Annotated in this window: 7 protein-coding genes; all 7 read left to right on the plus strand. The window is 67.4% G+C overall.

Annotated features, from left to right (window positions below; translation table 11 throughout):
* A partial coding sequence (locus EWU68_RS12905; RefSeq protein WP_476748612.1) for an RraA family protein occupies positions 1 to 784 on the plus strand: 784 nt, incomplete at its 5' end.
* Entirely contained in the window at positions 781 to 1,491 is a 711-nt protein-coding gene (locus EWU68_RS12910; protein ID WP_129316601.1) for a GntR family transcriptional regulator, read from the plus strand. The genes EWU68_RS12905 and EWU68_RS12910, both read left to right, overlap by 4 nt.
* Positions 1,492 to 1,505: 14 nt before the next feature.
* Positions 1,506 to 3,017 (plus strand): 5-carboxymethyl-2-hydroxymuconate semialdehyde dehydrogenase, encoded by a 1,512-nt coding sequence (gene hpaE, locus EWU68_RS12915; RefSeq protein WP_129316602.1) that lies wholly within the window; start codon positions 1,506 to 1,508, stop codon positions 3,015 to 3,017.
* 131 nt (positions 3,018 to 3,148) lie between these two features.
* Entirely contained in the window at positions 3,149 to 4,258 is a 1,110-nt protein-coding gene (gene hpaD, locus EWU68_RS12920; protein WP_129316603.1) for a 3,4-dihydroxyphenylacetate 2,3-dioxygenase, read from the plus strand.
* A 10-nt stretch (positions 4,259 to 4,268) separates the two neighbouring features.
* Entirely contained in the window at positions 4,269 to 5,054 is a 786-nt protein-coding gene (gene hpaH, locus EWU68_RS12925) for a 2-oxo-hept-4-ene-1,7-dioate hydratase (RefSeq protein ID WP_129316604.1), read from the plus strand.
* Entirely contained in the window at positions 5,039 to 5,818 is a 780-nt protein-coding gene (locus tag EWU68_RS12930; RefSeq protein ID WP_129316605.1) for an HpcH/HpaI aldolase family protein, read from the plus strand. Before hpaH ends, EWU68_RS12930 begins: the two co-directional genes overlap by 16 nt.
* Positions 5,819 to 6,502: 684 nt before the next feature.
* Positions 6,503 to 7,990: S8 family peptidase (locus EWU68_RS12940; protein ID WP_202976728.1), on the plus strand; the 1,488-nt coding region annotated here is incomplete at its 3' end.

Consider the following 7,990-nt stretch of genomic DNA (forward strand, 5'->3'; position numbering starts at 1 on the left):
CGCCCCGACAGGCCCCGCCTCCGCCGACGCCGCCACCGCCCCCGGCTCGCCATCCGCGCTGCCCGAGGACATGCGGCGACGGCTCCTCGATCTCCCCACGGCCGGGCTCTCGGCGCAGTTGCGTCAGCGCGGCCTGAATCAGGTCAGCATCGAGGGCGTCGCCCCGTCGCAACCGGGCACCAAGCTGGTCGGCGTCGCGAAGACCCTGCGTTTCGTCCCTGCTCGCGAAGACCTGTTCAAGAAGCACGGCGGCGGGTACAACGCCCAGAAGCAAGCCTTCGACGCGGTCGGGGACGGCGAAGTGATCGTGATCGAGGCCCGTGGTGAACCCGGGTCCGGGACCTTGGGCGACATTCTGGCGCTGCGGGCCAAGTCGCAGGGCGCGGCCGGCGTGGTCACCGACGGCGGGGTTCGCGACTCCGCCGCCGTCCGGGACATCGGGCTGCCGGTGTTCTCGAGCGCCTCGCACCCCGCGGTCCTGGGGCGGAAGCACGTCCCGTGGGAGGCCGACGTCGCCGTCGCCTGCGGAAATGCGACCGTACTCCCGGGGGACGTGATCGTGGGCGACGACGACGGCGTCATCGTGATCCCGCGCGACCTGGTCGAGGACGTGGTCGACGGCGCAGAGGGGAAGGAAACCCAGGACGCCTGGGTCGCCGAGAGAGTGGCCGAGGGCCACCCGGTGGACGGGCTGTTTCCCCCGGTCGGCCGGTGGAAGGACGAATACGAGTCGTGGCTGGCCTCCAGGGACCAGCCCTCCACGGGGAGCGGAGAGAACCAATGACCCAGGACCAGACCCTGACCTCGATGTCACCGGACGTGAGCAAGGCGCAGCGGGCCTATCAGTGGCTCAAACAAAAGATTGCCGAGCAGGAATTCACCCCGGGATACCGGCTCGTGCTGAGCACCATCGCCCAGCGTCTGGACATGTCGGTCGTTCCCGTGCGGGAGGCCATTCGACGGCTCGAGGCCGAAGGGCTCGTGACTTTTCGACGGAACGTCGGGGCGCAGGTCGCGATGGTCGACGAGTCCAGGTACCGCCACTCGATGGAGACCCTCGGGATCCTGGAGGGTGCGGCGACGGCGCTTGCCGCCCCGAACCTCACGACCGAGGACCTGACGCGGGCCCGCGAGCTCAACGACCGCCTCGCGGCCTCGCTCGAAGATTTCGACCCCCACGCCTTCACGCAGACCAACCACGATTTCCACCAGGTTCTGTTTTCCCGGTGCCCGAATGAGCGCCTCATGGACCTGGTCGGAGCCGAGTGGGAACGTCTGGGGCACCTGCGCGATTCGACCTTCTCGTTCGTGCCGGGGCGCGCCCGCGAATCCGTCGAGGAGCACGCGCGCATGCTCGAACTCATCGAGAGCGGCGCGAGCACCGTGGAGATCGAGCGCGCCGCCCGCGGACACCGACAGAACACCTTGGCGAGCTACTTGAAGAGCAAGCAGTCCGACGCCGCCGACACAGACTTCAGCACGAATTCCTGATCGAAGGGAGCACCATGACCACTGCACACCAGGTCAACGCCCGTCCGGAGAACCTGCCCGAAACCATCCGTCACTACATCGGCGGTTCGTTCGTCGACTCCCTGGACGGTGACACATTCGACGTCATCGACCCCGTGACCAACGACCCGTACATCACGGCCGCGGCCGGCAAACAGGCCGATATCGACGCCGCGGTCGCCGCCGCGAAGAAGGCCTTCGACGAAGGCCCCTGGCCCAGCATGCTTCCTCGGGAGCGCGCTCGCGTGCTCAACACCATCGCCGACATCGTCGAGGACCGCGGCGACCAGCTGGCCGCGATGGAGTGCTTCGACACGGGGTTGCCGATCAGCCAGGCACTGAGCCAGGGGCGCCGCGCCGCCGAGAACTTCCGTTTCTTCGCGGACCTGATCGTCGCCCAGCACGACGACGCCTTCAAGGTCCCGGGCCGCCAGGCCAACTACGTCAACCGCAAGCCCATCGGCGTCGCGGGACTGATCACCCCCTGGAACACGCCCTTCATGCTCGAGTCCTGGAAGCTTGCCCCGGCAATCGCGACCGGCAACACCGTGGTGCTGAAGCCAGCGGAGTTCACCCCGCTCTCCGCCTCCCTGTGGGCAGGCATCTTCGAGGAAGCCGGCCTCCCCGAAGGCGTGTTCAACCTGGTCAACGGTTTCGGCGAGGACGCCGGCGACGCCCTGGTCAAGCACCCGGACGTCCCCCTGATCTCCTTCACCGGCGAGTCCACCACGGGCCAGTTGATCTTCGCCAACGCGGCCCCCTACCTCAAGGGCCTCTCGATGGAACTCGGCGGAAAGTCCCCGGCCGTGGTCTTCGACGACGCCGACCTGGAGACCGCGATCAACGCGACCGTGTTCGGCGTCTTCTCCCTCAACGGGGAACGCTGCACCGCCGGCTCCCGCATCCTGGTGCAACGGGGCATCTACGACGAATTCGTCGAGCGGTACGCGGCCCAGGCCAAGCGAGTCAAGGTCGGGGTGCCGTCCGATTCGAAGACCGAGGTCGGCGCCCTCGTTCACCCCGAGCACTTCGAGAAGGTCATGAGCTACGTGGAACTCGGCAAGACCGAGGGTCGCCTCGTGGCCGGGGGCGGGCGCCCCGACGGATTCGAGGAAGGCAACTTCGTGGCCCCCACGGTCTTCGCCGACGTTCCCTCCGACGCCCGCATCTTCCAGGAGGAGATCTTCGGACCCGTCGTCGCGATCACCCCGTTCGACACCGAGGAGGAGGCGCTCGAGCTGGCCAACAACACCAAGTACGGGCTCGCCGCCTACATCTGGACCAACGACCTCAAACGGGCCCACAACTTCTCGCAGTCCGTGGACGCCGGCATGGTCTGGCTCAACTCGAACAACGTGCGCGACCTCCGCACCCCGTTCGGCGGCGTCAAGGCCTCCGGGCTCGGCCACGAGGGAGGGTACCGCTCGATCGACTTCTACACCGATCAGCAGGCGGTCCACATCAACCTCGGCGAGGTCCACAACCCGGTCTTCGGCAAGGCCGAGTGACGGCACAGGCGCCGGCCGGGGCGCGACGTCGTTCGCGTGCCGACCGGACGACGTCGCGCCCCGGCCGGCGGCCCTGCCGGCGCAATGCCGGCCTCCCCAACCAACCCATCGACAGAGCAAGGACGCTTGAGATGACCGCAACAGATTCCAACCCCATCCCGACCCCATCGGTTCCGGCGCCGGATATTCTCCGTTGTGCCTACATGGAACTGGTCGTGACCGACCTGAAGAAGTCCCGCGACTTCTACGTGGACCTGCTGGGACTCGTCGTGACCGAGGAGGACGACGAGGCGATCTACCTCCGGTCCATGGAGGAGTTCATCCACCACAACCTGATCATCCGCAAAGGCCCCGTGGCTGCGGTGCGTGCGTTCTCCTACCGTGTGCGTACCCCGGAAGACGTCGACCGGGCCGAAGCCTACTTCAAGGAGATGGGCTGCAGGACGGAGCGTCGTCGTGACGGATTCGTCAAAGGCATCGGCGACGCGGTGAGGGTCGAGGACCCCCTGGGGTTCCCGTACGAATTCTTCTACGAGGTCGAGCACGTCGAGCGGCTCGCGTGGCGCTACGACCTGTACGGCGCGGGCGCGCTGGTCCGCCTGGACCACTTCAACCAGGTCACCCCGGATGTGCCGCGCGCTTGCCGGTACATGGAGGGCCTGGGCTTCCGGATCACAGAGGACATCTCGGACGCTGAGGGCACCGAGTACGCGGCCTGGATGCGGCGCAAGTCCACCGTCCACGACACGGCGATGACCGGCGGCAACGGGCCCCGCATGCACCACGTTGCGTTCGCGACGCACGAGAAGCACAACATCCTCTACATCTGCGACAAGATGGGCGCCCTCCGCCTGTCCGACCGGATCGAACGAGGCCCGGGACGCCACGGCGTCTCGAACGCGTTCTACCTCTACATCCTGGACCCGGACGACCACCGCATCGAGATCTACACCCAGGACTACTACACCGGCGATCCGGACAACCCCACGGTCCACTGGGACGTCCACGACAACCAGCGTCGCGACTGGTGGGGAAATCCCGTGGTGCCGTCCTGGTACACGGAGGCGTCTCTGGTCCTGGACCTCGACGGCAACCCGCAGGCGGTCCGCGAGCGGGACGACAAGTCCGAGATGGACGTGACGATCGGCGCGGACGGGTTCTCCTACACGCGTTCCGACGACGAGGCCGGAACCTACCGTGGCCAGGCATCCAAGGGCTTCAAACTGGGCCACCAGGTCTGAGGAGGAACATATGCTCGAGAAGGAACAGCTCACCTCGATCGCGGACGACCTCGCCGCCGCGGAGGAGTCCCGCGGGATGATTCCGCGGCTGACCTCGAGATTCCCTGATATGACGGTCGAGGACGCCTACGCCGTGCAGAACGAGTGGCGACGCCGGGGCGAGGCCGCGGGTCGGCGACTCGTCGGGCGAAAAATCGGTCTGACCTCGAAGGTCATGCAGCAGGCCACGGGGATCACCGAACCGGACTACGGCGCGATCTTTGCAGACCAGGTCTACGAGAACGGCTCGGTGATCGAGCACGGCCAGTATTCGAACGTGCGGATCGAAGTCGAGCTGGCCTTCGTGCTGAAGGAAGACCTCGCGGGCGACGACGTCACCATCTACGACGTCCTCAGGGCGACCGAGTACGTGACCCCGGCCCTCGAGGTGCTGAGTTCCCGCGTCGAGATGGAAGGTCGCACGATCGTCGACACCATCAGCGACAACGCGGCCCTGGGCGCGATGGTTCTGGGCGGGCGCCCGGTGGCTCCCGACGCCGTGGACCTGCGGTGGGTTGCCGCGATGCTGTACCGCAACGAGACGATCGAAGAAACCGGCGTGGCGGCGGCGGTGCTGAACCACCCGGCGGCCGGCGTCGTCTGGCTCGCGCGCAAACTCGCCTCTCACGGGGACTCGCTCAAGGCGGGAGAGACGATCCTCGCCGGTTCCTTCACGCGCCCCATGTGGGTGCACCAGGGCGATACCGTCCACGCCGACTACGGACAATTGGGGGCCATCACATGCCGTTTCGCGTAGAACTTCCCGACTCCTTCGCCCGGACCCTGGACGGCGCGGACCGACCCCTGGTGGGAATGTGGGTGTGCTCCGGTTCGCCCGTTGCCGCCGAGATCGCCGGATGCTCCGGGCTCGACTGGGTCCTCCTGGACGGCGAGCACTCCCCGATAGGCCTCGAGACCACCGCATCCCTGCTTCGTGCGCTCGCCGCCTACCCGACGACGCCGATGGTCCGCGTCCCGTCCCTGGACACCGTGCTGATCAAGCAGTTCCTCGACCTGGGAGCACAGAATCTCCTGGTGCCCATGATCGACACCGCCGAGGAAGCACGCCAGGCCGTGGCCGCCGTGCGGTACCCCGCGCGGGGAGTCCGCGGCGTCGGCTCCGCCCTGGCCCGGGCCTCCCGGTGGGGAGCGGTTGACGGGTACCTCGGGCGGGCCGAGGACACGGTGTCCCTGACGGTGCAGATCGAATCCTCGACGGCCGTGGAGAACGCGGCCGAGATCGCGGCGGTGGACGGCGTCGACGCGGTGTTCGTCGGCCCGTCCGACCTGGCCGCCTCGATGGGCATGCTGGGGCAACAGACCCACCCGGACGTGACGGCGTCCGTGCTCTCGGTCTTCGACGCGGTACGCGCGGCCGGCAAGAAGGCCGGCGTCAACGCGTTCGACCACGACCAGGCGCGAAAGTACCTCGACGCCGGCGCGTCGTTCGTGCTGGTCGGGGCGGACGTGCAGCTTCTGACCCAGGCGTCGCGGGGGCTCGCGGAGAAGTTCTTGGCGTGATTGCTGGGGTCGGGCGGTCGGGCCGTCGAGCGGCCGGGTGGCCGGGCAGCCGGGTCGCGAGGTGGCGGGGTCGCGAGGTGGCGTTTTTGTGCGGTTCCCCCGCCGAGGTGGCAGCGTCGTGCAGTTTCTGCGCCGAGGTGGCAATTTTGGGACGAAATGGGCTGATTTTCGTCCCAAAACTGCCACCTCGCGGGATTTCGCGCACGAAACTGCCACCTCGCGGGGAAGGCGCGGGCGCTGGTGCAGGCGCGGGCGCAAGCGCGGGCGCAAGCGCGGGCGCAAGCGCGGGGGCAGGCACGGGCGCGGGCGCCGGTGCGGGTGCGGGGCCGGTGCGGGCCAGCTCGCGCCACCACGCACCGCCCCGGAATACCTCGGTCATCAGGCACAACGAGCAGGCACAATAATTTCCGTCCCCACCCCCTCTAAAACATAGTTTTTCTATGTGAACATCGGCACTTCTGGATTCAAAGAATCTGTTGTAAATTTCTCCTTCGTGCGCGCGAAGATCCCGCGGATCAGCGCCATGATGGGGATGGAGTCGCTCGGTCGGCGTCGTTCATCCTCATTTTGAATTACCGCACTATGGGGAGAAATATGATCGTTTTTGACAAAGGGAAACAATGTTCCCTGGGGCGTCGACTCACAAGGACCGCGCGAAATGCTTGCGCCGTCACGATGGCGACCGTGGTGTTTTCGGCATGGGGGCTTGCCGACGGGGCGTCGGCGATGGAGCCGGTGCCCGCGTCCCCCGAGGACCGTTCGGCCGTTCAGACGGAGCACGAGCACATCGACCCGAATGCGGAGGGCCTGGACCGGTTCATCGTCACCTTCGCGGGTGACAGCCGATCCTCCGAGGATCGGGACCGCGCCGTGGACGTGGCCGAGAAGGCCGTGGGTACGTCGGCCGACGTCGTGAGGGAGACGGCGGACGGAAGCGTCGTCGTCGCAACCGAGCAGAAGCTCGACCCGAAAGAATCCGCCGAGTTCATGGAGAAGCTGGCGCAGTCGGACACGGTGGACTACGTCGAGCCGGACGCACTGGTCACCATCGCGGACGAGAGGACCGGTGAAGCCCCGAAGGACGACGACGACAAACTCGCCGACCCCAACGACACCATGTATTCGTCGCTGTGGGGTCTGCACGGTCAGTGGGGTGCACACGTGCCCGATGCCTGGAAGACCGCCCAGGGCAAGGACACGACCGTCGCTGTCCTGGACACCGGTATCACCAAGCACCCTGACCTGGAAGCGAACCTGATTCCCGGTTACGATTTCATCTCCCGCGAGGAGGCTGCGCGCGACGGCAATGGTCGGGACGCCGACCCCCAGGATGAGGGCGACTGGTTCGGTCCCCGCGAGTGCGGCGACAACGACCGCAAGGCCAAGTCCAGCTGGCACGGCACCCACGTTGCCGGAACCATCGCCGCGGTGGGCAATAACGAGCAGGGGGTCATCGGCGTCGCACCCGAGGCGAAGATCCAACCGGTCCGGGTCCTGGGGAAGTGTGGCGGCAGCACCTCCGACATCGCCGACGCGATCGTGTGGGCGTCAGGCGGCGATGTTCCCGGTGTCCCGAAGAACCAGACCCCGGCTCAGGTCATCAACATGTCCTTGGGTGGCCGCCACCAGTGCGGACGCGCAGCCCAGAACGCGATCGACGGTGCCGTGGCGCGCGGGACCACGGTCGTGGTCTCGGCAGGCAACAGCAAGGCCGACGCCGCCGAGTTCTTCCCCGCCAGCTGCAAGAACGTGGTGACGGTTGCCGCCTCCGACTCTCACGGGAAGATTGCTCCGTACTCCAACTTCGGGAACGTGGTCGACGTCGCCGCGCCCGGCGGAGACACCCGGGAGCGCGGAGGCGGGATTCTCTCGACCTTGAACACGGGGGCCACGACACCGGAGGAGCCGACCTACGTCTCCTATCAAGGGACCTCGATGGCCGCGCCGCACGTGTCCGGGGCCGCCGCGCTCTTGAAGTCGGTCGATCCGGGCCTGACGCCGGCGAGGATCGAGGAGGTCCTCAAGGAGAAGGCCGTTCCGCTGGACCAGTCCTGCGAGGGTGTGTGCGGGGCGGGCCTGATCAACGCCGCTGCGTCCGTCGCGGCGGTCGCCCCGGTGGAGGCCACCCCGGATCCCGCCCCCGCACACACCCTCGCAGGACTGGTCCAGCGG

Source organism: Rothia koreensis, from assembly GCF_004136575.1.
Classification (GTDB): Bacteria; Actinomycetota; Actinomycetes; order Actinomycetales; family Micrococcaceae; genus Rothia; species Rothia koreensis.